This window comes from Candidatus Methylopumilus universalis (genome assembly GCF_006364435.1).
GTDB lineage: Bacteria > Pseudomonadota > Gammaproteobacteria > Burkholderiales > Methylophilaceae > Methylopumilus > Methylopumilus universalis.
In genome coordinates, this window is the sequence record NZ_CP040977.1 from 241,764 (window position 1) to 263,992 (window position 22,229).

Here is a 22,229-nt window from a genome sequence, read left to right on the forward strand (position 1 = left end):
GCGATATATGAATGTGATTAAATTTATTTTAGCTTTTAGTATTATTTTAATTAATATTGATTTGGCTTTTGCTGAATCAAAAATCTCACAAAAGGAATTGAAATTGGAAAAAAATATCACTACATTAGTTATTAAAGATAGTGTCCTAGGAAATGGACGGCAAGCTGAAAAGGGACTTGCAGTAACTGTTCATTACACCGGCTGGTTATACGACCCTAATCAAAAAGATGGCAAGGGCAAAAAATTTGATAGCTCATTAGATCGCAATGATCCTTTCGTTTTTAATTTAGGTGGTGGTCAGGTAATACGGGGTTGGGATGATGGAGTGGATGGTATGAAAATTCATGGCAAAAGGACACTCATTATTCCTCCAGAAATGGGTTATGGATCTAGAGGAGCGGGTGGCGTTATTCCACCAAATGCCACTTTAATTTTTGATGTTGAGTTGCTTGGAGTTAAATAATGAAAGCTCGGGTTAAGTGGGTTGAGAATGTATGTTTTATTGGTGAGTCCGAGTCAAATCATTCAGTGATCTTAGATGGACCCGAAGAGTTAGGTGGCAGAAAATTAGGTATGCGACCTATGGAAATGTTACTGATTGGCATGGGAGGGTGCACATCATTTGATGTGGTCACCATTCTCAAGAAATCAAGACAAGCTATCAGTGATTGTTATGCTGAAATTGAAGCTACGAGAGCTGATACAGTGCCAAAAGTATTCACTAAGATACATATTCATTTTGTACTAAAAGGTGAGAACTTAGACAAAGATCAGGTTGAGCGAGCGATTAAGTTATCTGCTGAAAAATATTGCTCAGCTTCGATCATGCTATCCAAATCAGTTGAAATTACTCACGATTTTGAAATTAAAGAAGGTGATTAAGCCGTAATTAATGTTTAATAATTCTTAAATCGAGGGGCTCTTCATTTTCCATTACGGAAAGAAGGCGATCAATATTTGGATGTTTTCCTGGGTTCTTTTGTGCATCCTCAGTATGTTCCGAATATAAATCAAGACCTTCAATCGCAGCATCTAAAGTAATTGAACCAAAAAGCTTCCAAAGATGTTGGTAGACTTTAATAGAGCCTTGGCTTCCGGGCTTATTCTCGATAGAGCCTATTAATGTATTATTTTTATAAATCTCGATGCGATCAATATGATCTGAATTATCGAGTGTCAATAGAATTTCATTGAATTTTTGCATTGATTAAATTTTTGCAGAGAGCATAGTCATAACTTTTGATGTTAATGACATTGCTTTTTTGACTTGATGAGGCAATTCGATACCACCTAATTCCTTTGCTTTGGCTGCATGCTGTTCTTCATCGTTCGCCATCACTTCTAAAATTTTATTAGTTTTAAGATCTTTTTTTGATATTTTATTTAAGTGATTTGTTAAATGTTGTGTTACTTGACGTTCTGTTTCAGCTAAAAATCCTAAGTTATATTTTTCACCTAATACGCTTGCAAAAGAGCCCATTAAGAACGATCCCGTATACCAAATAGGATTAAGAAGGCTGGTTTTGCCCCCTAGTTCATGAATTCTAGTATTACACCAATCAAGATGATCAATTTCTTCCTTGGAAGCTTTTTTTAAAGACTCCGTCCCTTCGCCATGCGGATTGAAAAGAAGTTGTCCGCTATATAAAGCTTGTGCGCATACCTCACCCGCATGATTGACTCGCATCAATTCGATGGTGCGTTTTTTTTCGTCTGGAGTTAATTCGGTATCTTCAATGTGAAGATCAGGTCTTGGTCTTGAGCCCTTAGGTTTGGAAAATAAAACCTTCAGGCCCTTATCAAATTCAATAATGAGATCATCAATCATTTGTTTTGAATAATTTGTAGGCCTTTGAGAATATTCATCGCTTCTTGAAATTGCTTATCTGCTTTACTTGCAGGTTCAATCGGGCCTGATGGCGTATCAGAAGTTTTCTTTTTCTCTTCTTCAGGTTTTTTGATTGGTGGAGCTAAAGGTTTGCTATCTTTATCTTTAGGTGCAACATTCGTATCCGCATCTTTTGGATTTGAAAGATGGTTTGTAAGATCCGCTTCTTTAGTCATAAATGAAGGATCGCTTCCGTCATCAACAATGATATCAGGCACAATCCCTTTAGCCTGAATAGATCTTCCTTTAGGCGTAAAGTATCTTGCTGTTGTCATCTTAATCGCCGTACCGTTATTCATAGGCAGAATACTTTGTACAGAGCCTTTACCAAAACTTTGCATACCTACAATCAAAGCTCTCTTATGATCTTGGAGTGCGCCTGCTACAATTTCAGATGCAGATGCTGAACCGTTATTTACTAAAACAGCCATGGGTGTTGTTCTAATATCCTCTGGAAAATCTTTAAGGTAGTCATCTTTGCCCCCGCCTTTTAAATAATCCCCTGGTACAGCTGTTAAGTGCATTTTTGAATCTTGTGCACGACCTTCGGTATAAACGACTAAGTCACCTTTTGGCAAGAAGGCAGCAGATACACCTACAGCGGCATTCAATAGACCACCTGGATTATTTCTAAGATCAAGCAATATACCTTTTAATGGTGTTTTATTTTGCTGGCGAAGATTTTTTAGGAGCTTCGCTAAATCTTCACCTGTATGTTCTTGGAATTGAGCGACACGAACGTAAGCGTAATTAGGTTCAACAAGCTTTCCTTTAACGCTTTGTGTCTTGATGATGGCGCGCACTAGATTAAAAGTTAAAGGTTTAGTTTCTCCCTTTCTTAATACAGTGAGAACAATGCTGGTCCCTGGTTTACCACGCATTTTTTTAACTGAGTCATTAAGCGTTAAGCCTTTTGTCGAAGTCTCATCTAATTTCATGATAAGGTCGCCGCTCTTCAGACCTGCTTTATAAGCTGGACTATCTTCAATCGGAGAAACCACTTTTACAAAACCATCTTCCATGCCGACTTCAATACCAAGACCACCAAACTCACCTTGAGTGGCTTGATTTAAGTCCTTAAGATCTTCGGTATTTAGGAAAGAAGAGTGAGGATCAAGTCCTGTTAACATGCCGTTGAGTGCTTCGTTAATAAGCTTCTTGTCTTCTACGGGCTCAACATAGTCAGATTTAATTTTGCCAAAGACTTCAGCAAAAGTTCTAAGCTCATCAACGGGCAAATTATTTTTTTCAGCTTTATCCGCAAAGACGGGTAAATTTAAACTGATTAGAACACCAATAATAGCGCCACAGGCTATAAGGGTAAATTTTTCGAATTTTGAGCGCATGAAGGACTTTCGTAATAAGCTATTAAGCAGTAATTATTTAATAATAAAGCATTCTGTCTTTTTGTTTGCCTTATATCAATAGGCTTGAATAAATATATTTTAAGAATACCTTTGAACCATGGGAACTAAATCTAAAACATATGAAATCGAAATTCAATTTTGCACTCAATGTGGCTGGCTTCCCAGAGCATCATGGATGATGCAGGAGATATTAACGACTTTTCAGGATGAAATTTTATCAGTCACATTAACCCCAAAGTCAGGCGGAATTTTTGAAATTTTCCTAGATAAAGAAAAAATCTATTCTAGATCGGACTTCGGAGGATTCCTGGATATTAAGGATATTAAAAAATTGATTAGAGATAAGATTAACCCAGGAAAAAACCTAGGTCACACTGATCTTTAGAGTGTTTCTTCTGGATCAACTCTCGTTGCGCCATTAAATCTTTTAAGCCAATAGTTTTTTGTAAGATTTTCTACGCGAATAGTTTTTCCTGTGCGTGGCGCGTGTATAAATTCATTATTTCCCACATAGATACCAACATGAGAGAACTTAGATTTTCTTGTATTAAAAAACACAAGATCCCCCGGTTGTAAGTCCTCAAATTTTATAGTTTCACCAATCTTACTAAGTGATCTGGCACTTGGCGGAAGGCTTAAATTTAGCGCTTGCTCGAAGACATATTTTACAAACTGACTACAATCAAAACCCGTTTCTGGTTTTGAGCCACCTAACTTATATTTAATACCCGTAAGCTCATAAGCTTTATCTATGATAAGAGGGATGTTGTTAGTCCATTGTTTATCAACTACTGGTGTCGACTCTGAGGCTACCACCGAGTCTTGACTGCTAACATTAATTGAATCAACTTCAGCCCAAGCGGGACTTGAAAATGCAAGTATTAAAAGGGTAATTAGCGTTTTGAAATTCATAGTTTGAAAATGAGTTAATTTAAGACATTTTACCATTTAAGGTGTGTTTGTGAAATCGGAGTTTCATCTGCATGAGATAATCCTGGGACCATGAATGAACTATTTATTAAACAATTTTTTAGTGAAAAAGGCGAGCTATCTCAGAGTATTGAAGATTATCGTCTGAGACAGGAGCAGGTCGACATCTCGGTATTAATTGACGAAGCTATCACAAATAAAAAAAAGTTAATTGTTGAGGCCGGAACGGGTATTGGTAAAACTTTTGCGTATCTTGTGCCAGCGTTTTTGTCTGGCGGGAAAATTATTATTTCTACGGCTACCAAAAATCTTCAGGATCAGTTGTTTACTAAAGATATTCCCATGATTAGAGATGCATTAAATGTCCCCGTGACTCTAGCAATGTTGAAGGGCAGATCAAACTATCTATGTCACTTGCGATTAGAAAACGCCATGATCGAAGGCGCATTTATGACCAAAGAAGATGTCACTTATTTGCATCTCGTTAATCAACATGCGAAGCATAGTATGGATGGCGATAGATCAGAATTGGATACAATTCCAGAGAGCTCCTCCATATGGCCCCAGGTCACCTCCACTAAAGAAAATTGTTTAGGTCAGGATTGTAGTTTTTATAAAGAGTGCTTTGTTATGAACGCCAGAAAAAAAGCATTGACTGCTGATGTCACGATCGTGAATCACCATTTATTTTTTGCCGACCTTAACATGAAGGAAGAAGGCATATCCGAACTTCTACCAAAAGCCACTACTGTTATTTTTGATGAGGCCCATCAAATACCTGACATCGCATCTATTTTCTTTGGAAAAAATGTTTCAACGGCTCAAATTAGCGAGATCGTTCAGGATGGCTATCAAATTTATTTGAAACATATGAAAGACGTTTCAGATTTTGAAACAATTTTAAATGATCTAGAAAAAGCAAATAAAGATTTTAGACTTGTATTTCCAAGGGAATCTAATCGATACCCATACCAAAAAATTTCTACTTTTAGCCGATTCGACTCTGCTTACGAAAACTTAATTGAAAAACTCAAAACATTAATTCAGTTATTGGCTCATCACAAGGACAGGGATACGGAGATTGAAAAGTATTTTGATAATTCGAATGAAATACTTTCCAATTTTGATAATTGGCGTGACGATAAAGATAACAACTCAATAAAGTGGGTAGAGGTTTATTCTCAGTCCGTGCAACTTAATAATACCCCCTTATCGATTGCCGATATGTTTGCAAAACATATCAATAATGAATTAACTTCATGGATCTTTACATCTGCAACTCTCGCTGTAAAAAATAATTTTGATCATTTCAAAAGTCAGCTAGGTTTAACAGATGCGGATTCTGTTTCTAAGGAAAGTCCATTTAACTACGCTGAAAAGGCTTTACTTTTTGTACCTAAACTAATGCCAGATGCTAATCATGAGAACTTTAACTTTGCGGTTGTTAATCAAATTTATCCCTTTATCAAAGCGAGCAAAGGTAGGGCATTTATTTTATGTACGACACTAAAGTCTATGCGGGAGATATTTACGCTCCTTCAAGATAAAATTGAAACGGATCAGTTGGATTACCCCATATACCTTCAGGGCGATGGTTCAAGGAATCATCTTTTAAATAAGTTTAGAGAACACGGTCACGCTGTCCTCATAGGCTCTTTAAGTTTTTGGGAGGGGGTTGATGTGAAGGGAGATGCCCTATCATTAGTGGTAATAGATAAATTGCCTTTTTTTTCGCCAGAAGATCCGGTGCTCGCTGCGAGAATTGATAAAATTAACAAAAGTGGAAAGAATGCCTTCATGGAATATCAGTTACCTAACGCAGTGATTACTTTAAAGCAGGGAGCTGGTCGATTAATTCGCGATGAATTTGATAAGGGCGTACTGGTGATATGTGATACAAGAATTATTGAAAAAGCTTATGGAAAAAGAATGTGGCAGAGCCTGCCTCCTTTCGCTCGATCACGAGATGATTTAGAGGTTATCCAGTTCCTAGAAAAAATTTAATCTATGAAAATCTTATCTTTAGATACTTCGACCGAATATATGTCTTTAGGCTTAAAAATTGATGAGGATTTTTACTCGATCAATATCAAGGCTGGACAGACTCACTCAGAAATTGTCTTGCCGGAAATAAAAAAATTACTAAGCGAGCATCAATTAACCATAACGGATCTTGATGCTGTTGCATTTGGCAGAGGTCCAGGTTCATTTACAGGGATTAGAATTGCATGCGGCATAGCTTATGGATTGGGCTATGGTGCATCGATTCCAGTCATCGGTGTTAATAATCTTTTGGCACTTGCTGAGGCATCAGGTAAAGATAAAGTGGTCAGTGGTATTGATGCCAGAATGGGTGAAATATATTTAAGTGCTTACATAAAAGAAGGGAAAACATTTTCAGAGCCTATGCTCGAAGGTGTTTATAAGCCTCATGAATTGCCTCAGCTTAAAGGCTTAGGTTGGACCTTAGTTGGAAATGCAATTGAGACATACGAAAAGCAAATGAAAGATCACTTTGGTCAGCAGATTGAAGAAGTTATTTTTGGCCCCTATGAAGTGGTCGAATCCATTTCTAAACTCGCAATGCCCTTCATTAAAAATAAATTATTCGAGCTGATTCATGCCGAACCTCTCTACTTAAGAAATAAAGTGGCCTTTACGACCGAAGAGCGAAAGTCATTGAATGCAGTTTAGTGACTTCAAAGAGATTGATTTAAGCGCGATTGAATTGATTGAAAATGAAGTTCATGCTTACCCTTGGACGCGAGGTAATTTTTTAGATTCAATAAAATCAAGTCACACATGTTTTATGATGAAGGCAAATGAAGAAATCATAGGATATGCGGTCATAATGTTTGTATTAGATGAGTGTCACATACTTAATATAAGCATAAAAAAAAGTATGCAAAAGAAAGGCTATGGTTCGGATTTACTTAAAGAAGTAATTCGTCGTTCAGAGTTGGCTCATTCTAAAACGATTTATCTTGAAGTTAGGATGTCCAATCATGCCGCTATTCACTTGTATGACAAACATGGGTTTAATGAAATGAGCATTAGAAAAAATTATTATCGTGCTAAAGAAGGGCGGGAAGATGCAGTTTTAATGGGGCTCGAGATTTGATGGATGCTGAATACACAAAAAGAATTTTAAAGGAACTTGAATTATTTCCCCTTTGGAAATTAAAAGACAAGGATATTGCTTTATCTATTTCAAAAGAAGAGATAAAGCTCATTGAGACCGATTTATTTTTTGTATTCAAAATTAATTGTGTAGAAGGATCGTTATTACTTTTAAGCCAGAATTTTGTATTGGAACAGGAAGGGGCTGTACAAGAATTATTTTTAAATATTGCAAAATTTATTACAACGACGATAGGTCAAGACACATTCCAGAAAAATCATTTATTAATACTCACTAAAGATCAATTAAGCGACCTATGCCTAAATACTCCTCCAAAGCATATGCTAGCTTTTGGGTTAAATAATCAGTTTTTTGAAGAATACAAAACAAATAATTTGATGAATAATGTCACTTTGAACATTAAGCATACGCTTGATCTTAATCATCTTCTTCAAAACCCAAAAGATAAGAAATTAGTTTGGGAAAATATTTTAGATTTAATTAAAGACTTTTAAAAAAGAAAGAACATTAATGCTTGCATCAAAATTTTACATTTCAACCCTAAAGGAGGCGCCATCAGAGGCTGAGCTTATTAGTCATAAACTTATGATTCGCGCAGGCTTTATTAAGCGACTCGGTTCAGGCCTTTATTCTTGGATGCCACTTGGCTTAAAAGTTTTAAGAAAAATTGAAGCGATCATTAGAAATGAAATGAATAAGGCAGGGGCCCTAGAGTTATTAATGCCAGCCATACAGCCAGCTGAGCTATGGGAAGAGACAGGGCGATGGGAACTCTTCGGACCACAGATGTTAAAAATCAAAGATCGCCATGATCGAAGTTTTTGTTTTGGACCGACGCACGAAGAAGTGATCACAGATATTGCTAGAAAAGAAATTAATAGCTACAAGCAGCTGCCTATTAATTTTTATCAGATTCAAATGAAATTTAGGGATGAAATTAGACCTCGTTTCGGGGTGATGCGTGCTCGCGAGTTTCTTATGAAGGACGCCTATTCTTTCCACGCCTCAAAAAACTCTCTGCAAGAAACCTACGAGACGATGTATCAGGCCTATACCAATATTTTTAATAAGATAGGTCTTCAGTTTAGAGCAGTTAAAGCGGATACCGGTGCAATTGGAGGAGACGGGTCACATGAGTTTCATGTTTTAGCTGATTCCGGTGAAGATGCGATTGCATATAGCTCGGTTTCTGACTATGCCGCTAACATTGAATTAGCAGAAGCTATTCTTCAGGATCATAAAAGGCCAGATGCAATAGAGAAGATGGTTAGATTTGACACACCTAAACAGACGACATGTGACGACGTCGCTAAGTTAATTGGCGCATCTACTAAGAAGACAGTCAAAACTATAGCCCTTATCAATCAAACTAATGAAGCGAATGAATTTTTCTTGGCTCTTCTTCGCGGCGATCATGAACTTAATGAAGTGAAATTATCTAAACTACAAGGATTTGAGAATTTCCGTTTTGCAACTGAAGATGAAGTGAAAGAGCATCTTAAATGCCCACCAGGATTTATTGGGCCTGTAGGAGTTAAATCTTCTATAAAAATTATAGCGGACAAGTCCGTCGGTATTCTGTCTGATTTTATCTGCGGGGCCAACGAGCCCAAGCTTCATCTAAAAGGGGTAAATTTTGTGCGAGACGTTCCGGAGCCACTACTTTATGCAGATATAAGAAAAGTGGTTGAAGGTGATGTCAGTCCAGATAAGCAAGGCATGCTTCAGATATGCAGAGGGATTGAAGTAGGCCATATTTTTCAGTTGGGTAATAAATACTCTAAAGCGATGAAAGCCGAATATTTAGATGAAAATGGCCAGACTCAAACTTTAGAGATGGGCTGTTACGGTATAGGAGTGTCACGCATTGTAGCTGCTGCTATTGAGCAATCACATGATGATAAGGGCATTGTTTTTCCTATTAATATCGCACCTTTCGAAGTGGTGATTGCACCTATAGGTTACGACAAAAGTATTGAAGTAAAAGCTTCGGCTCATAAAATTTATGATGCGCTTCAGGCTTTAGGGGTTGACGTCTTGCTCGATGACCGAGGAGAGCGCCCGGGGATTATGTTTGCCGAGATGGAGTTGATAGGTATTCCTTATAGAATTGTCATTGGTGATCGTAATTTAAAAGAAGGTAAAGTCGAGTTCCAAGGTCGATTGGATCAAGAGTCTAAGTTAGTTGATGAATATCAAATAGTTAAAGAAATTAAATCTTTGTTAGCCCATTGAAAATTTAACCAATTTATTCATAAGTATATGATTTAATTGAGTTTTTTTTGTCAAGTATTTATTACAAAATAATTACAATTAAGGGGTGTATTTGTTAAAAAAAAGGGGTAATATTCGGCAAGTAGTTAGTAATCAATGACCTGGAAGACTAGGCCCATATGATAACTAAGTGCTCAAGTACTACAGCTCTTTGATGTATATACAGTCAACTAACTTAGGAGATGTTATGTCGAAATCATTAGCAGTAGCAATTAGTGTTGGTGTAATAGCAGGTCTTTGGAGTTTCCTCGGAAGTGGTTATCTCAGCTTTGCAAGTATCGCGATTGGTTTTATAGCTTGGGCTGCTTCTGGCCTAGTTGGCAAATCAGACGCAATGCAAAAAACAGTTATTGGAATGACGTTCGGCGCAATTATTGCATCAGTTGCAGTTTATTTAGCGGGTGTTGAATTACCGCTTATAGGTGCAAATATCGCAGTAGGCGTTGGTGTAGCAGCACTCATTCTTGTTCTGGTTGCTGATAAGGTATCTCAAGTTGCTAATGTTGGTGTAAATGTTTTAGGTTTTGCGTCAGCTTTCACACTATCACCAAGTGCAGCTAGTATCGGTGCAATGGATTTATCTAATCCAGTAGCTATTGTTTTAGTTTCAAGTATCTTGGGCGTAGTTGCAGGTAACTTAGCAGGAAGACTTGCCGCTGCAATTAAATAATTGTTTTAAATAAAAAAACGCACCTTTTGAGGTGCGTTTTTTTTATTTAGATTTGCTAGAAATTTTAAACCCATAATAGGTTCCGAACTCACCCTCAGATTCGTTATATATAAAGAATAAATTATTTGCGAAGCCAAGGCCGTTGTAATGATTGTGTGCCCTTAACTTGATATCCTTTGGCAAAGAAGATTTACCAACGAAGCTACCCTTAACATTAAAGATTAATACTGCTTTATGGTCCACATCGAGAATAGCCAGCTCTTCCCCATCAATGCTCGTTGCCGCAATAAAGCTATCGCTTAAATCATCAAATGCTACACCTGCTGATTTGAGATCCAAATTAATTTCCCCCACTTTGCTGCCATCATTCACATCAATAATAATGACCCTGCCACTTCTTTTTTGTTTAGCAAAGTAACGATTCGTTTTTGAGTCAAAAGAAGGCATCGTTGCTGAATCGCCAAAGGCAGGATTAAAGCTAGACACTTCTTTGGAGGTACCTTTTAAAATACCTTGTGAATCGAGGTCTAGAGAAAAAATACCCGTGTTAGGTGCGAAACCAGCTTCACTCGAAACGTTATAAGTGATGGTTGTAAGCTGAAAGCTTAATTCATTATAAAAAATGGAGCGATTATCAAATCCTGCTTGTGTTGAAGCCACATACTTTCCAGATTGATCATAGGTGTGAATAAGTGATTTAGAGATAGGTGCTTCGGTTTCAGAGCCTAAAGGAGCTAGGCCGCCATCTGCGATGTAATATTTTTTCTGTCCCGGAATAAAAGCCACTGTCATAGGCCGCGTCGTGGGCTTCTTAGCAAGCGTAATTTTAACTTCTGATTTTGCTTCAGGAAGCACGTCCGCATAAATAGAATAATTAAATATTAAAAAACATAATGCAATAATAATTTTCATAAGATCTATTTTCTAAGGTTGATTGTTAATTTAAGACCGCTCAATAAATGTAGCATCGCCATAACTAAAAAAGCGATATTCATTTTTAATGGCGTGCTGATATAGTCTTTTCATAGTATCACTTCCACTAAAAGCCGAGACTAAAATAAATAATGTACTTTTCGGTAAATGAAAGTTGGTAAGTAATGCGTCTACAATTTTAAATGTATAACCTGGTTTAATAAAGATAGAAGTTTCTTTTAATCCAGATTGGATCGTTTCCTCGGAAAATAAACTTTCAAGCGCTCTTAAAACGGTGGTACCGATGGCAATAATTCTGCCATTCTTTGATTTGGCATCATTAATCATGTGAATAGTTTTATCTGGCACATTAAAAGACTCGCTATGCATTTGATGGTCATTAATATCGTTATCTCTAACGGGTTGAAAAGTGCCAGCTCCGACATGCAGCGTTAAAAAAGTGTATTTAATTTTTTTGTCATCTAAGGCTTTAAAAATTTCATCGGTAAAATGGAGTCCAGCAGTGGGCGCTGCGACGGCACCCGACTCTTTGGCATAGATTGTTTGGTATCTTTTTTCATCAGATATATCCGCATTTCTCTCGATGTAAGGGGGTAAGGGGATATGCCCATATCTTTCAAGTATGTCGTAACTGGATAAATTTGAATTAAACCCAATATAAAAAAGATCGTTTTCTTTCTTGATGACTTTAACCGACACGTCTTTGTTGATTTCAAAGATATTATCATCAACTATTTTTTTTGATGTTTTTAAGTGCGCGAGCGCATGATGGTCATCCAAGATACGCTCAATCATGATTTCAACTTTTCCGCCTGTGATTTTTTTCCCAAATAACCTGGCTTTAATCACACGTGTGTCATTGAAAATCAAAAGATCATTTGGATTTAATAAATCAACAAAGTCTGTAAACTTTTTATCGCTGAATGACTTTGTATTTTTATTTAAAACAAGGAGCCGACTCGAGTCCCTTTTTTGAAGGGGAGTTTGGGCAATAAGATGCTGGGGCAGTTCAAAATTAAAGTCTTCAATTAGCATATTAGATTTATGCGCTTAACATTTTAAGAGCAGTTTTTAAATGATCTGAATATTAGAATTATTTAATATGGTTCAAAATAATACCTACTAAAATTGCAAGCGTTAATAGCAAAAGAATTGCCACTAAAAAACCTATAATCACAAAATACTTTATCCCATGCTTTTCAACAAAAGCATCATCCTGAGAAAATCTTCTATTATTTTGGATGCCGAAAAAAGCCGATAGGATACTTTTGATGATATTAAGCATGGTCTTTTACTAAGTTTTAAATTCCTACAATCATAATATAGTTATCAGATTTAAGCCGATATTATCTATAATGTTAAGCTTGTATGCATCTAGAGGCCGGGATGGCGGAATTGGTAGACGCACGGGACTCAAAATCCCGCGCTAGTAATAGCGTGCGAGTTCGATTCTCGCTCCCGGCACCATAAATTATTGGAATTTTTTTCTTTTAAGTACGTCAAGAGAAAATATGATTCAAATCAAAAAGTCAAAGAAAGGCACTTTAGACGAATTTATTCTTCGGCCAAATCCATCTATGCCATGGAGAGTGATTAAAAAAATATATCTTTTTTTCTTTATCTTTATTCTCATAATTTCCTTAATACTCTGTTACTTTGGATTGTATCTAGCGATTCCTTTTTACGGCATTGAAGTGCTTTTGCTTGGATATGCTTTATATTTCACTTGTCTTAAAAGTACCTTTTATCAAATTATAAGAATCAGTTCCCGCTTAATTGAAATTAAAACTATTCAAGGGAAAAAAATAATTAGAGAGGAGTTTAATCGAGACTGGAGTAAATTTAGACTTGTAACAACATACTTTAATCGACCTAGCTATATAGTCATAAGCTCTAAGGGAAAAAATACTCGTATTGGAGATTTTTTATGCGAGAAAGAGCGCTTAGAATTGTTTAAAAAAATCTCATGATTACTATTTTTCGTATTGATTTTAAAAAATCCTACTGATAACATGAGGAACATAAAATTTCAGTAAATATAGATCATTCGACTTTTACCGTAAGGAATAATAAATGCACTTGAATAAAAGTATGGCTAGATTTTTATCTAATTTCATAGTTATCGTCTCAGCACTATTCTTATTAAGCCCCGATATATTACATGCTGCTTGGGGTTTAAATATGAGAGAGGGAGCTACCCCTATAAGTCAAGATGTTTATAACATGCATATGACTTCTTTATATGTAGTTACTGTCATTGGTATTTTGGTGTTTGGTGTGATGTTTTGGTCAATATTCCATCATCGTAAGTCGAAAGGCGTCAAACCAGCAAAATTTTCACACAGCACAACCGTTGAAGTAATTTGGACTCTTATACCTTTTGCTATCATTGTTGCATTGGCAATACCTGCAACTAAACTTCTTGCAAGGATGGATGACACTTCAAAATCTGAAATCACTATCAAAGCAACAGGGTATCAATGGAAATGGAAATATGACTACATAGATGAGGATATTACTATTTACAGTAATTTGGCCGCTGATAGTGTTGATGCTAGCCAGAGGAATTCAGGTATTGATCCAAAGACTGCAGATAACTATTTACTAAATACTGATACAGCTCTTGTACTTCCTGTTGGTAAAAAAATTAGAATTATGACAACAGCGAACGATGTTATTCATGCTTGGTGGGTGCCTGATCTAGGCTGGAAAAGAGACGCTATCCCAGGATTCATTAATGACAACTGGACGGTAATTAATAAAGAAGGTGTTTATCGCGGGCAGTGCGCTGAAATTTGCGGCAAAGGACATGGATATATGCCCATTGTTGTAAAGGCTGTTCCAGAAAAACAATACTTAGCTTGGGTTCAAGAAACAAAACTTGCATTAAAATCTAAAAAAGATAGTGGCGATAAAGAGCTGTCAATGGATGAGTTAAAATCTAAAGGTGAAGCGGTTTATAAAGCAAATTGTCTAGCTTGTCATCAAGCAAATGGACAAGGTATTAAGGGAGTTTTCCCATCAATTGATGGCAGCCCTCTTGCAAACCTAAAGGAAAATATACCAGCTCATATTCATCAAGTTATTTATGGAAAGGGAAATATGCCAGCTTTTGGCGAGCAACTATCGGACACTGATATTGCCTCAGTAGTTACTTTCACAAGAAATAATTGGGGTAATAAAACAGGCGATATTATTCAGCCTAAAGATGTAGCAGCAGGCAGAAAGAAATAATTTTAAATTTAATTTTTTTAATTTAGGAAGATTTTAAGAATGAGCACAATAGCACACGCCGATCACGATCATCACGATCATAAGCCCACAGGCATTAAACGTTGGTTGTTTTCAACAAACCATAAAGACATAGGTACGATGTATCTCGTGTTTTCATTGATTATGTTCTTTATTGGCGGCGCAATGGCGATGGTTATTCGTGCAGAGTTATTTCAACCAGGGCTTCAGTTTGTAGACCCCCAATTTTATAACTCGATGGTTACTGTGCATGCGCTTGTAATGATTTTCGGAGCTGTTATGCCTGCTGGAGTCGGTCTTGCTAATTGGATGATACCTATTATGATTGGCGCTCCGGACATGGCCCTTCCTCGTATGAATAATATGAGTTTTTGGATTATGCCTTTTGCTTTTGCACTTCTTTTGGGCACTTTATTTATGGAAGGTGGAGGCCCTGCAGGCGGCTGGACTATGTACCCTCCTCTTGTTCTTCAAACAGGAAAAGCATTTCCGTATTTAATCTTTGCGGTTCATTTCCTAGGTATCTCATCTATTATGGGTGCAATTAATATTATTGCGACAGTTTTCAATATGAGAGCGCCAGGTATGACATTAATGAGATTGCCTTTGTTTGTCTGGACTTGGGTGATTACAGCCTTTTTACTTATTGCCTCTATGCCAGTTTTAGCAGGTGCCGTAACAATGCTCTTAACAGATAAATATTTTGGCACAAGCTTTTTTAATGCTGCCGGTGGCGGTGACCCAGTATTGTTCCAGCATATTTTCTGGTTCTTCGGACATCCAGAAGTTTATATTTTAGCCCTACCAGCTTTCGGAATCGTATCTCAAATTATCCCGACTTTTGCTCGTAAGCCACTTTTCGGATATGCATCTATGGTTTATGCCACAGCATCAATTGCAATTCTTTCTTTCTTTGTATGGGCGCATCATATGTTTACAGTTGGGCTTCCTATCAACGGCGAATTATTTTTCATGTATGCAACGATGTTAATTGCTGTTCCGACAGGCGTTAAAGTATTTAATTGGGTAGCTACAATGTGGAGAGGCGCTATGACTTTTGAGACTCCCATGCTATTTGCATTGGCATTTGTAATTTTATTTACAATTGGGGGCTTTTCAGGGCTTATGTTAGGCATTACGCCAGTTGACTTCCAATATCATGACACTTACTTTGTTGTAGCTCATTTCCATTATGTCTTATTAACAGGTGCAGTATTTGCTCTAATGGCATCTGTTTATTATTGGCTTCCTAAATGGACTGGCAACATGTATGACGAGAAATTAGCTAAGGTACATTTCTGGTTATCGACCATTTTTGCAAATGTACTTTTCTTCCCACAACACTTTTTAGGTTTAGCCGGTATGCCAAGAAGAATTCCAGATTACAGTGTTCAGTTTGCAGATTTTAATATGGTTTCAAGCCTTGGCGGTTTTGCTTACGGCATTTCACAGTTGTTATTCGTATACATAGTTATCAAATGTGTCCTAGGCGGCAAAAAAGCTACAGGTCAAGTTTGGGAAGGCGCACGCGGTTTGGAGTGGACATTGAGCTCACCTCCGCCATACCATTCATTCACTAAGCCACCAAAAGTCACAAAAGCTTTAATGGACTATTAATGGTAAAAAAAGCATTTCAAAATAATAATGAATTAGTTAAAAAAAGAAATAAACGATTAGCATTAATTCTAGGCTTAGTTGCTTTTTCTTTTTACGTAGGGTTTCTTCTAAGCAATATGAAATGATTAAATTTGGCGGCATTAAGCGAACAACTGTTTATTTAACGCTGCTCACAGTTGTAATGTTTGGTTTTGGTTATGCACTTGTGCCTCTATATGATGTTTTTTGTGAAGTCACTGGGCTGAATGGAAAGACAGGACGTATTTACAATGCAGAAGCGTCAAAGTTAATTGTAGACACTCAACGATTTGTTACGATTCACTTTGATTCGAATATAAATGGTAATTTAGCTTGGAAATTAAAAGCCGATCAAAAGTTTTTAAAGGTTAATCCAGGTAAATTTTATGTTGTGACCTATACCGTTGAAAATATGATTAGTGAGGAAATTATTGGGCAGGCAATACCAAGTGTTACGCCTCAAATTGCATCACTTTATTTAAAAAAGTCAGAGTGTTTTTGTTTTAGGAATCAAGTATTAAAGCCCGGTGAGAGTAAAAAACTTACTGTACGGTTTGAGGTGGATAAAGATATTCCTAAAAATGTGGAATCACTTACTCTTTCTTACACTTTTTTCAGAGCTTTGAAAGATGACAAAAAGGCAAGTTAAGTAATGTTAATATATTAATAATGAAGGAAATTATATGGCAAGCAAAGATATCTATTTTGTTCCAGAGTCAAGCAAATGGCCAATAGTCGGCAGCCTTGCTCTCTTTACTACATTCGTAGGTTCAGCGATGTTATTAAATCAATCGCCCAATGCAAAGTATGTCTTTATTGCTGGCATAGCAGCAGTAATTTATATGTTTGCAGGATGGTTTTCAAATGTAATAGCTGAGAGCCTTTCAGGGAAATATAATAAACAAGTAGATATTAGCTTCAGAATGGGCATGGGCTGGTTTATTCTTTCAGAAGTTATGTTTTTTGCAGCTTTTTTTGGTGCGCTATTTTATGCTCGTGTATTATCTGTGCCTTGGCTTAGTGGTGAAGGTCATGGAGTAGTAACGCATCAGTTTTTATGGCCAGCGTTTAAAGCATCTTGGCCTATGTCAGTGATGCCAAATCCAACCAATTTTACGGTTTATAAAGACACTATCCCGGCATTTGGCTTGCCCGCAGTTAATACCTTAATACTTTTAATAAGTGGGGTGACAGTTACATTTGCTCATTGGGCTTTAAAAAAAGCACAAAGAAATTATCTTAATATCTGGCTTGCTGTTACGGTCGCATTAGGTGCATTATTTGTGTACTTGCAAGCAACCGAGTATCACCATGCTTACACCGAATTAAGTTTAAAACTTAGTTCTGGAATATATGGATCTACATTTTTCTTACTTACAGGATTCCATGGTTTTCATGTAACGATGGGAGCTGTGATGTTAGCAGTGATTCTATTGAGATCAATTAAAGGACATTTTACAAAAAATGATCATTTTGCTTTTGAGGCTGTCGCTTGGTATTGGCACTTTGTGGATGTGGTTTGGCTAGGTTTGTTTATATTTGTATATTGGCTTTAATCTAGCACATTTAAAAAGCGCTATATTTATAGCGCTTTTTTATTTTACATGCCATGAGGATGAATCAGGCCAGAATAAAATCCATAAAAAAGCAGGAAGAATAAAAGAAGAGAAAGCCCAACTCTAAAGGAAAGCGATGTAACCATTCTGTTAGAATTCTTTTTTTTATCTTTGATTAGAAAGAAAAGCCCACCCGAAAGGGATAGAAGTATAAATAATAGAATTGCAATTACAAGAATCTTAAATAATAATTCACCGCTCATAAAATAACCTTGTCTTCAATATAATTTTGAAATTTTCAATCTATAACATAAGTTTTAATTATAAGTTATTACCTACTCTGATATTTATTATATTTTTTACCTTTTTTATTAAATTAGGGTTCTGGCAGATGGACCGTGCCGATCAAAAAAAGATAATTAATATGGCATTTGTCGAAAGACAAAATAAGCCGCCAACACATTTGAATAAAGAAACTATCCAAATGCCAATAAAGGATATTATTTGGCGCCACGTTACTTTGAGCGGGGAGTTTTTAAATGACAAGAATATTATTCTAGACAATCAAATTCGTGAAGAAAAAGCAGGCTTTCTCATTTATACCCCTTTTAAAATTTTAGACTCTAATAAAATTATCTTAATTAATAGGGGCTGGTATCCTCTAACCAATTCAAGAAAAGATATTCTTGATATACCTCCTATTAAAGAGATGCAAACAATTGAAGGTCAAGTTAGTCAAATGCCCTCTTCTGGTATTTCACTAGGAAAAGTAGTAACTGAAAAATTAAATGAGTCGTCTTTTAGGCTTCAGAAGATGGATTATGAAGTTTTAAGCTCTTTAATAAGCAAAGATTTAATGGGGTATGAAGTTAAACTCAGAAAACCAATTTTTGATAAGACTTATGTTGTAGATTCAGGTACCCCAGTCCCGGACAGTGATAAAAATTACGGTTATGCATTTCAGTGGTTTGCGATGGCATTTACTCTTTTCATTATTTTTATAAGATTAGGCGTAAAAAAGAAATGATCTTAAGCGATATTCTTAAGTCACGGTTAAAACTAATTGGTATTGTATTGTTATTTGTTATGCCTGTAGTTTATGCATGGTATTTAGTTTTTTTTACAAATTACAAAATGCATACAAAAGGAGTAGAGCATGGACTCTTAATTAGTCCAATTATTCAGGTTGGTGATTTCGAGTTATTTGAACCGATAAGCCAAGAAAAATATCAATTAATTGGTAAATGGACATTAGTTTCCTTCGTGGAAAATAAATGTGAGAAGGCGTGTGAGTTTCAATTATATGAGTTAAGACAAATTTGGCTTGCATTAGGTAAAGATGGCAATAAAATTCAAAGGCTAGCTATAGTTAAAGATAAAAATTTAATTTCATCTGAACAGATTAAATTGAGCCAAGGCCACCTCTTTTTGAAAGAAGATAAAGATTCAAAAGATAGACTAAATAGTCGAATTAAATCTTATCCAGCCTTTGATAGCGAATCTATCTATCTGATAGATCCTTATGGAAATTTGATGATGCAATATAAAAAAGGAACGAATCCATCTGGAATAATTAAAGATATAGAACGATTAATAAGAATTTCAAAATAATTAGGAATCTAGATGCTTTTTCAAAAGAGCATTTAATTTATTAAAATCTAATTCTCCTATGACTTTATCAATGATTTTTCCATTTTTATCAATTAGTATTGAAGTTGGTGTAAGACGAATGTTCTCAAATGATTGTGCAATTTGACCGTCAATGTCTAGCACAACAGGAAAAGGGATTTTATTCTTTTGAGTAAAATTTAAGACATGATTTGGCGGGTCATAACTCATAGATACAGCGATAATTTCCAAACCTTGCCCTCTGAATTGATTATAAGTAGCAGCTAGACCTGGCATTTCTTTGATACATCCTGGACAGTCGGTTGCCCAAAAATTGATGATTGTAAAATTGTTTTTAACTTGATAAAGCTGGAAAGCTTCACCAGTAATTGAAGTAACCCGAATCTCAGGAACTTTTTTATTTGCAGTTAATGACAAAAAAAATAAGACTAAAAGAGCTAATAAAACGAATAACAGCCAGAGAGATTTTTTTGCCATAATTGGGTGAATGTTATAATTCTTTCATAGTAATGGAATTATTTCTTATGAGTCTAATCGATATTATTATAATTTTATAGAAATTTAATTATGAATCTTTTTAAAAAAATTACTTTATTTACAACAATTATGACATTTTGCTTAATTGTTTTAGGCGCCTATGTAAGGCTGTCTGATGCTGGTTTAGGTTGCCCAGATTGGCCAGGATGTTTTGGAACGCTAACAGTGCCAGAAAGCCAACTGGCTATTGAAAAAGCCCAACATACTTTTCCAGGTCAGGTTATAGAAAATGACAAAGCTTGGAAGGAAATGGTTCATAGATATGTGGCAGGCCTATTGGGGCTTTTAATTTTATCAATTGCATATTTGGCTTATAAAAATAAAAAATCACTTAAAGTGAACATCCTTGTTCCTTTCACTCTTCTGGGTATTGTATTTTTTCAAGCTATGTTAGGAATGCTTACAGTTACACTTTTACTCAAGCCTATTATTGTTAGTGCCCATTTAATAGGTGGCATGGCAACTTTAGCTATACTCACCTATCTAAGCTACGAACATTTCAACAAAAATTCAAAATTAATTCTAAAGAAAAGCATAATTTTTTATATGGCAAGGTTTGGCCTTATTCTGATTTTTATGCAAATATTTTTAGGTGGTTGGACAAGCACTAATTATGCTGGTCTCGCTTGTACAGATTTTCCGACCTGCCATGGTCAATGGATCCCTGATATGGACTTTAAGAATGCGTTTAATATTTTCAGAAATCTAGGCCAAACTTCTGAAGGGGCTCCAATTAGCCTTAACGCACTACATGCAATTCAATGGATACACAGAGTAGGCGCTATAACTGTAGTTATTTATTTTGGCTATTTATCTTATGCATTGATGAAATATAAACAATTGAGATTTGAAGCAATCCTTCTATTAATTATATTGGCAGCCCAATTTGTTATTGGAGTTGCTAACTTGATTCTTCATCTCCCAATGGTCTTAGCTGTTAGTCATAATCTAACAGCAGCTTTACTAGTTATCATAATAACAATATTAAATTCAAAAATTAAAAAACAATATGCTTAACTCTCTTAAAAAAAATGCTTTGAATCTTAAGGTTGATTTAAAGAATTTTTTAGTTCTTTGCAAGTTGCGAGTTAATTCTCTTATTGTTTTTACTGCTGTGATAGGAATGTTTTTAGCTACCCCAGGGATGGTGCCATTTAATCTATTACTAAGCTCTATTTTGGGTATTGCTTTTGTCTCGTTTGCAGCAGCAGCTTTTAATTGCCTGATTGAACAAAAAATAGATGCTGTGATGGCAAGAACAAAAGGAAGGCCAATAGGGACAGGGCAATTGTCATCCGAACGCACTGTAGTTTATGCAAGTATTTTGGGAGGTATTGGATTAGCAATTCTTTTTTATTATGTGAACTCTCTAACAATGTGGCTTACTCTTGCAACTTTTTTCTCTTACTCTGTCATTTATACAATTTTTCTTAAGCCTGCTACGCCAATGAATATTGTTATTGGTGGTGCCTCTGGCGCCATGCCTCCTATTTTAGGGTGGGCAGCAGTTAATAATACTGTTGGACCGGAAGCGCTAATTTTATTTTTAATTATCTTCTGCTGGACGCCACCTCATTTTTGGGCATTGGCACTTTACCGGAGAAATGATTATGCAAAAGTAGGTATACCAATGTTACCTGTCACACACGGCGAGTCTTTCACATTATTACAAATTGTTCTATATACAATCATTTTGATTATTGTGACTATGGCGCCATTTAGTCTTGGTATGAGTGGGCTTATTTATTTAATTTGTGCCACTATTCTTAATGCCTTTTTCTTGTACTATGTAATTATGCTTTATAAAAAGTACTCAGATAAATTGTCCATGAAAACATTTAGATATTCTATTATCTATTTAAGTTTGATTTTTTCTGCGATGTTAGTTGACCATTATTTTAAATTTACTCTGTATTAAGATTACAAAAGGAAAGTTAAATGAATTTAGAAAAAGAAAAAAATGTATTATTTGAATTAACTATAATTATTGTTGGAGCAATTGTAGGGGGAATTTTATTTATTTCATTCGTAACCTATGACTTTAAGAGCAGTCCTAGTTCTAACGTTATGGTAGAAAGTAAAATTAAAGAAAATATTCAGCCAGTAGCAAAGGTAGAGTTATCACAGGCTATTGCAGAAGGGTCAGCTTCGGGAGGAAAATCAGGGGAGGAAGTCTACAAAGCTGCTTGTTTAATGTGCCATCAAGCTGGTATGTTAAATGCTCCAAAATTTGGTGATGTGCAAGCCTGGGCTCCAAGAATAGCTCAAGGTTACGAAGTGCTTGTTCAGCATGCCATCAAAGGAATTCGATCTATGCCTGCAAAAGGTGGGAATGCATCTTTGTCTGACAATGAAGTTGCAAGTGCGGTCTTATATATGTCGAATTCATCAGGCGCTAACTTTAAAAAATAAATAT

The 22,229-nt window shown here is 35.9% G+C and carries 28 protein-coding genes and 1 tRNA gene; 20 read left to right on the forward strand and 9 right to left on the reverse strand.

Annotated features, from left to right (window positions below; all coding sequences use genetic code 11):
• The first annotated feature begins 7 nt into the window (after nucleotides 1-7).
• Nucleotides 8-463, forward strand: a complete 456-nt coding sequence (locus FIT70_RS01405; protein WP_420897690.1) for an FKBP-type peptidyl-prolyl cis-trans isomerase — start codon at nucleotides 8-10, stop codon at nucleotides 461-463.
• A complete protein-coding gene (locus tag FIT70_RS01410) occupies nucleotides 463-882 on the forward strand; it encodes an OsmC family protein (RefSeq protein WP_139866961.1) in 420 nt (139 codons plus the stop codon). Before FIT70_RS01405 ends, FIT70_RS01410 begins: the two co-directional genes overlap by 1 nt.
• A gap of 7 nt (nucleotides 883-889) precedes the next feature.
• Here the strand turns inward: FIT70_RS01410 and FIT70_RS01415 are convergent, their stop codons facing one another.
• The 3 genes from FIT70_RS01415 to FIT70_RS01425 are packed head-to-tail and all read right to left on the reverse strand — an operon-like array spanning nucleotide 890 to nucleotide 3,234.
• Entirely contained in the window at nucleotides 890-1,204 is a 315-nt protein-coding gene (locus FIT70_RS01415) for a DUF2322 family protein (protein WP_139866963.1), read from the reverse strand.
• Between the two features lie 3 nt (nucleotides 1,205-1,207).
• Nucleotides 1,208-1,828: a 2-polyprenyl-3-methyl-6-methoxy-1,4-benzoquinone monooxygenase gene (gene coq7 / locus FIT70_RS01420; RefSeq protein ID WP_139930371.1), complete on the reverse strand. Its 621-nt coding sequence runs from the start codon at nucleotides 1,826-1,828 to the stop codon at nucleotides 1,208-1,210.
• The gene (locus FIT70_RS01425; RefSeq protein ID WP_139930373.1) at nucleotides 1,825-3,234 is read right to left on the reverse strand and encodes a S41 family peptidase; all 1,410 of its coding nucleotides are present in this window, start codon (nucleotides 3,232-3,234) and stop codon (nucleotides 1,825-1,827) included. Before FIT70_RS01425 ends, coq7 begins: the two co-directional genes overlap by 4 nt.
• A gap of 118 nt (nucleotides 3,235-3,352) precedes the next feature.
• Here FIT70_RS01425 and FIT70_RS01430 point away from each other — a divergent pair, with 118 nt between their 5' ends.
• The gene (locus FIT70_RS01430; protein ID WP_139866968.1) at nucleotides 3,353-3,640 is read left to right on the forward strand and encodes an Rdx family protein; all 288 of its coding nucleotides are present in this window, start codon (nucleotides 3,353-3,355) and stop codon (nucleotides 3,638-3,640) included.
• Here the strand turns inward: FIT70_RS01430 and FIT70_RS01435 are convergent.
• The gene (locus FIT70_RS01435) at nucleotides 3,637-4,167 is read right to left on the reverse strand and encodes a C40 family peptidase (RefSeq protein WP_139866970.1); all 531 of its coding nucleotides are present in this window, start codon (nucleotides 4,165-4,167) and stop codon (nucleotides 3,637-3,639) included. The genes FIT70_RS01430 and FIT70_RS01435 overlap by 4 nt on opposite strands.
• 90 nt (nucleotides 4,168-4,257) lie before the next feature.
• Between FIT70_RS01435 and FIT70_RS01440 the strand changes: the two genes are divergently transcribed.
• The 6 genes from FIT70_RS01440 to FIT70_RS01465 all read left to right on the forward strand — a co-directional run bounded on the left by FIT70_RS01440 (nucleotide 4,258) and on the right by FIT70_RS01465 (nucleotide 10,271).
• On the forward strand, nucleotides 4,258-6,189 hold the full coding sequence (locus FIT70_RS01440) for a DNA repair helicase YoaA (protein ID WP_139874244.1): 1,932 nt from the start codon (nucleotides 4,258-4,260) through the stop codon (nucleotides 6,187-6,189).
• 3 nt (nucleotides 6,190-6,192) lie between these two features.
• Nucleotides 6,193-6,879 carry a tRNA (adenosine(37)-N6)-threonylcarbamoyltransferase complex dimerization subunit type 1 TsaB gene (gene tsaB / locus FIT70_RS01445; RefSeq protein ID WP_139874246.1) on the forward strand — a complete coding sequence of 229 codons (687 nt, stop codon included), beginning with the start codon at nucleotides 6,193-6,195 and terminating at the stop codon, nucleotides 6,877-6,879.
• Nucleotides 6,869-7,306, forward strand: a complete 438-nt coding sequence (gene rimI, locus FIT70_RS01450) for a ribosomal protein S18-alanine N-acetyltransferase (RefSeq protein ID WP_139874248.1) — start codon at nucleotides 6,869-6,871, stop codon at nucleotides 7,304-7,306. Before tsaB ends, rimI begins: the two co-directional genes overlap by 11 nt.
• The gene (locus tag FIT70_RS01455) at nucleotides 7,306-7,821 is read left to right on the forward strand and encodes a hypothetical protein (RefSeq protein WP_139874250.1); all 516 of its coding nucleotides are present in this window, start codon (nucleotides 7,306-7,308) and stop codon (nucleotides 7,819-7,821) included. Before rimI ends, FIT70_RS01455 begins: the two co-directional genes overlap by 1 nt.
• A 16-nt stretch (nucleotides 7,822-7,837) precedes the next feature.
• Nucleotides 7,838-9,562 (forward strand): proline--tRNA ligase, encoded by a 1,725-nt coding sequence (locus tag FIT70_RS01460; protein WP_139874252.1) that lies wholly within the window; start codon nucleotides 7,838-7,840, stop codon nucleotides 9,560-9,562.
• A gap of 226 nt (nucleotides 9,563-9,788) precedes the next feature.
• Nucleotides 9,789-10,271, forward strand: coding sequence for a DUF1097 family protein (locus FIT70_RS01465; RefSeq protein WP_189340861.1), 483 nt, complete (start codon nucleotides 9,789-9,791; stop codon nucleotides 10,269-10,271).
• Between the two features lie 42 nt (nucleotides 10,272-10,313).
• On the opposite strand, the gene FIT70_RS01470 is transcribed toward FIT70_RS01465, so the two are convergent.
• From FIT70_RS01470 to FIT70_RS01480, 3 genes are read right to left on the reverse strand one after another with little or no spacing between them, the layout of a single operon-like run.
• Nucleotides 10,314-11,183 carry a hypothetical protein gene (locus FIT70_RS01470; protein WP_139928171.1) on the reverse strand — a complete coding sequence of 290 codons (870 nt, stop codon included), beginning with the start codon at nucleotides 11,181-11,183 and terminating at the stop codon, nucleotides 10,314-10,316.
• Between the two features lie 30 nt (nucleotides 11,184-11,213).
• On the reverse strand, nucleotides 11,214-12,239 hold the full coding sequence (gene queA, locus FIT70_RS01475) for a tRNA preQ1(34) S-adenosylmethionine ribosyltransferase-isomerase QueA (protein WP_139930376.1): 1,026 nt from the start codon (nucleotides 12,237-12,239) through the stop codon (nucleotides 11,214-11,216).
• Between the two features lie 58 nt (nucleotides 12,240-12,297).
• The gene (locus FIT70_RS01480) at nucleotides 12,298-12,489 is read right to left on the reverse strand and encodes a DUF2970 domain-containing protein (RefSeq protein ID WP_139874256.1); all 192 of its coding nucleotides are present in this window, start codon (nucleotides 12,487-12,489) and stop codon (nucleotides 12,298-12,300) included.
• Between the two features lie 95 nt (nucleotides 12,490-12,584).
• On the opposite strand from FIT70_RS01480, the gene FIT70_RS01485 reads away from it, so the two are divergent.
• From FIT70_RS01485 to FIT70_RS01510, 6 genes are all read left to right on the forward strand, one after another.
• Nucleotides 12,585-12,671, forward strand: a tRNA-Leu gene (locus FIT70_RS01485).
• 44 nt (nucleotides 12,672-12,715) lie between these two features.
• On the forward strand, nucleotides 12,716-13,174 hold the full coding sequence (locus tag FIT70_RS01490) for a DUF2244 domain-containing protein (protein WP_139874257.1): 459 nt from the start codon (nucleotides 12,716-12,718) through the stop codon (nucleotides 13,172-13,174).
• Nucleotides 13,175-13,277: 103 nt separating this feature from the next.
• Complete coding sequence (gene coxB / locus FIT70_RS01495; protein WP_223257739.1) at nucleotides 13,278-14,438, forward strand: cytochrome c oxidase subunit II; 1,161 nt, start codon at nucleotides 13,278-13,280, stop codon at nucleotides 14,436-14,438.
• 39 nt (nucleotides 14,439-14,477) lie between these two features.
• Nucleotides 14,478-16,073: a cytochrome c oxidase subunit I gene (gene ctaD, locus FIT70_RS01500; RefSeq protein WP_139866992.1), complete on the forward strand. Its 1,596-nt coding sequence runs from the start codon at nucleotides 14,478-14,480 to the stop codon at nucleotides 16,071-16,073.
• A 121-nt stretch (nucleotides 16,074-16,194) separates the two neighbouring features.
• Nucleotides 16,195-16,740 (forward strand): cytochrome c oxidase assembly protein, encoded by a 546-nt coding sequence (locus FIT70_RS01505; RefSeq protein WP_139874258.1) that lies wholly within the window; start codon nucleotides 16,195-16,197, stop codon nucleotides 16,738-16,740.
• 34 nt (nucleotides 16,741-16,774) lie between these two features.
• The gene (locus FIT70_RS01510) at nucleotides 16,775-17,647 is read left to right on the forward strand and encodes a cytochrome c oxidase subunit 3 (RefSeq protein ID WP_139866996.1); all 873 of its coding nucleotides are present in this window, start codon (nucleotides 16,775-16,777) and stop codon (nucleotides 17,645-17,647) included.
• 44 nt (nucleotides 17,648-17,691) lie between these two features.
• On the opposite strand, the gene FIT70_RS01515 is transcribed toward FIT70_RS01510, so the two are convergent.
• Complete coding sequence (locus FIT70_RS01515; RefSeq protein WP_139866998.1) at nucleotides 17,692-17,910, reverse strand: twin transmembrane helix small protein; 219 nt, start codon at nucleotides 17,908-17,910, stop codon at nucleotides 17,692-17,694.
• Nucleotides 17,911-18,038: 128 nt separating this feature from the next.
• On the opposite strand from FIT70_RS01515, the gene FIT70_RS01520 reads away from it, so the two are divergent.
• Both FIT70_RS01520 and FIT70_RS01525 read left to right on the forward strand, forming a co-directional pair.
• Nucleotides 18,039-18,674, forward strand: a complete 636-nt coding sequence (locus FIT70_RS01520) for an SURF1 family protein (RefSeq protein ID WP_139874259.1) — start codon at nucleotides 18,039-18,041, stop codon at nucleotides 18,672-18,674.
• A complete protein-coding gene (locus tag FIT70_RS01525; RefSeq protein ID WP_139874260.1) occupies nucleotides 18,671-19,258 on the forward strand; it encodes an SCO family protein in 588 nt (195 codons plus the stop codon). The genes FIT70_RS01520 and FIT70_RS01525 overlap by 4 nt, the downstream gene beginning before the upstream one ends.
• On the opposite strand, the gene FIT70_RS01530 is transcribed toward FIT70_RS01525, so the two are convergent.
• Complete coding sequence (locus FIT70_RS01530) at nucleotides 19,259-19,753, reverse strand: peroxiredoxin family protein (RefSeq protein WP_139884207.1); 495 nt, start codon at nucleotides 19,751-19,753, stop codon at nucleotides 19,259-19,261.
• A 90-nt stretch (nucleotides 19,754-19,843) separates the two neighbouring features.
• Between FIT70_RS01530 and FIT70_RS01535 the strand changes: the two genes are divergently transcribed.
• The 3 genes from FIT70_RS01535 to FIT70_RS01545 are packed head-to-tail and all read left to right on the forward strand — an operon-like array spanning nucleotide 19,844 to nucleotide 22,225.
• A complete protein-coding gene (locus tag FIT70_RS01535; RefSeq protein ID WP_139874262.1) occupies nucleotides 19,844-20,830 on the forward strand; it encodes a COX15/CtaA family protein in 987 nt (328 codons plus the stop codon).
• Nucleotides 20,823-21,731 carry a heme o synthase gene (cyoE, locus tag FIT70_RS01540; RefSeq protein WP_139870042.1) on the forward strand — a complete coding sequence of 303 codons (909 nt, stop codon included), beginning with the start codon at nucleotides 20,823-20,825 and terminating at the stop codon, nucleotides 21,729-21,731. The genes FIT70_RS01535 and cyoE overlap by 8 nt, the downstream gene beginning before the upstream one ends.
• 20 nt (nucleotides 21,732-21,751) lie before the next feature.
• Complete coding sequence (locus FIT70_RS01545; RefSeq protein WP_139874264.1) at nucleotides 21,752-22,225, forward strand: c-type cytochrome; 474 nt, start codon at nucleotides 21,752-21,754, stop codon at nucleotides 22,223-22,225.
• Nucleotides 22,226-22,229: the final 4 nt, after the last annotated feature.

What these genes read in the sequence shown, in the direction of transcription:
- FIT70_RS01405 (WP_420897690.1), top strand. Translation starts at nt 8, where the DNA reads ATGAATGTGATTAAATTTATTTTAGCTTTTAGTATTATTTTAATTAAT.
- FIT70_RS01410 (WP_139866961.1), top strand. Translation starts at nt 463, where the DNA reads ATGAAAGCTCGGGTTAAGTGGGTTGAGAATGTATGTTTTATTGGTGAG.
- FIT70_RS01415 (WP_139866963.1), bottom strand. Translation starts at nt 1,204, where the DNA reads ATGCAAAAATTCAATGAAATTCTATTGACACTCGATAATTCAGATCAT.
- coq7 (WP_139930371.1), bottom strand. Translation starts at nt 1,828, where the DNA reads ATGATTGATGATCTCATTATTGAATTTGATAAGGGCCTGAAGGTTTTA.
- FIT70_RS01425 (WP_139930373.1), bottom strand. Translation starts at nt 3,234, where the DNA reads ATGCGCTCAAAATTCGAAAAATTTACCCTTATAGCCTGTGGCGCTATT.
- FIT70_RS01430 (WP_139866968.1), top strand. Translation starts at nt 3,353, where the DNA reads ATGGGAACTAAATCTAAAACATATGAAATCGAAATTCAATTTTGCACT.
- FIT70_RS01435 (WP_139866970.1), bottom strand. Translation starts at nt 4,167, where the DNA reads ATGAATTTCAAAACGCTAATTACCCTTTTAATACTTGCATTTTCAAGT.
- FIT70_RS01440 (WP_139874244.1), top strand. Translation starts at nt 4,258, where the DNA reads ATGAATGAACTATTTATTAAACAATTTTTTAGTGAAAAAGGCGAGCTA.
- tsaB (WP_139874246.1), top strand. Translation starts at nt 6,193, where the DNA reads ATGAAAATCTTATCTTTAGATACTTCGACCGAATATATGTCTTTAGGC.
- rimI (WP_139874248.1), top strand. Translation starts at nt 6,869, where the DNA reads ATGCAGTTTAGTGACTTCAAAGAGATTGATTTAAGCGCGATTGAATTG.
- FIT70_RS01455 (WP_139874250.1), top strand. Translation starts at nt 7,306, where the DNA reads ATGGATGCTGAATACACAAAAAGAATTTTAAAGGAACTTGAATTATTT.
- FIT70_RS01460 (WP_139874252.1), top strand. Translation starts at nt 7,838, where the DNA reads ATGCTTGCATCAAAATTTTACATTTCAACCCTAAAGGAGGCGCCATCA.
- FIT70_RS01465 (WP_189340861.1), top strand. Translation starts at nt 9,789, where the DNA reads ATGTCGAAATCATTAGCAGTAGCAATTAGTGTTGGTGTAATAGCAGGT.
- FIT70_RS01470 (WP_139928171.1), bottom strand. Translation starts at nt 11,183, where the DNA reads ATGAAAATTATTATTGCATTATGTTTTTTAATATTTAATTATTCTATT.
- queA (WP_139930376.1), bottom strand. Translation starts at nt 12,239, where the DNA reads ATGCTAATTGAAGACTTTAATTTTGAACTGCCCCAGCATCTTATTGCC.
- FIT70_RS01480 (WP_139874256.1), bottom strand. Translation starts at nt 12,489, where the DNA reads ATGCTTAATATCATCAAAAGTATCCTATCGGCTTTTTTCGGCATCCAA.
- FIT70_RS01490 (WP_139874257.1), top strand. Translation starts at nt 12,716, where the DNA reads ATGATTCAAATCAAAAAGTCAAAGAAAGGCACTTTAGACGAATTTATT.
- coxB (WP_223257739.1), top strand. Translation starts at nt 13,278, where the DNA reads ATGCACTTGAATAAAAGTATGGCTAGATTTTTATCTAATTTCATAGTT.
- ctaD (WP_139866992.1), top strand. Translation starts at nt 14,478, where the DNA reads ATGAGCACAATAGCACACGCCGATCACGATCATCACGATCATAAGCCC.
- FIT70_RS01505 (WP_139874258.1), top strand. Translation starts at nt 16,195, where the DNA reads ATGATTAAATTTGGCGGCATTAAGCGAACAACTGTTTATTTAACGCTG.
- FIT70_RS01510 (WP_139866996.1), top strand. Translation starts at nt 16,775, where the DNA reads ATGGCAAGCAAAGATATCTATTTTGTTCCAGAGTCAAGCAAATGGCCA.
- FIT70_RS01515 (WP_139866998.1), bottom strand. Translation starts at nt 17,910, where the DNA reads ATGAGCGGTGAATTATTATTTAAGATTCTTGTAATTGCAATTCTATTA.
- FIT70_RS01520 (WP_139874259.1), top strand. Translation starts at nt 18,039, where the DNA reads ATGGACCGTGCCGATCAAAAAAAGATAATTAATATGGCATTTGTCGAA.
- FIT70_RS01525 (WP_139874260.1), top strand. Translation starts at nt 18,671, where the DNA reads ATGATCTTAAGCGATATTCTTAAGTCACGGTTAAAACTAATTGGTATT.
- FIT70_RS01530 (WP_139884207.1), bottom strand. Translation starts at nt 19,753, where the DNA reads ATGGCAAAAAAATCTCTCTGGCTGTTATTCGTTTTATTAGCTCTTTTA.
- FIT70_RS01535 (WP_139874262.1), top strand. Translation starts at nt 19,844, where the DNA reads ATGAATCTTTTTAAAAAAATTACTTTATTTACAACAATTATGACATTT.
- cyoE (WP_139870042.1), top strand. Translation starts at nt 20,823, where the DNA reads ATGCTTAACTCTCTTAAAAAAAATGCTTTGAATCTTAAGGTTGATTTA.
- FIT70_RS01545 (WP_139874264.1), top strand. Translation starts at nt 21,752, where the DNA reads ATGAATTTAGAAAAAGAAAAAAATGTATTATTTGAATTAACTATAATT.